At 59.4% G+C, this 244-nt stretch carries 1 protein-coding gene; it reads right to left on the reverse strand.

The window, feature by feature from the left end; translation table 11 throughout:
- A partial coding sequence (locus tag G5A07_RS22295) for a hypothetical protein (protein WP_223107835.1) occupies positions 1-227 on the reverse strand: 227 nt, incomplete at its 3' end.
- Positions 228-244 lie beyond the last annotated feature (17 nt).

Below are 244 nucleotides of genomic sequence, written 5' to 3' on the forward strand. Positions count from 1 at the left end.
TAATTGCACTGCGGCTGGCTCCATTGCGCCCCCAACCAGACTGCGTTGGAAATCGTAGTCCATCCTGCATCGGTCGAGCACTGGGGGGCTGGAATCGCCCCGTGACTGATCGGCGTGACGCACGTCGAGTCCTGATAGCCAGGCGAACAGAGCGTGGGGTTGGCCAGCGCGGCGCGCGCACCGAACAACAACAGACCCAACAGAAGAATCCGCAAAATCCGCTTCATTTTTCCCTCCCGTTAAT

The organism is Stenotrophomonas sp. AS012628, from assembly GCF_010608305.1.
In the GTDB taxonomy this organism is placed as follows: domain Bacteria; phylum Pseudomonadota; class Gammaproteobacteria; order Xanthomonadales; family Xanthomonadaceae; genus Stenotrophomonas; species Stenotrophomonas geniculata.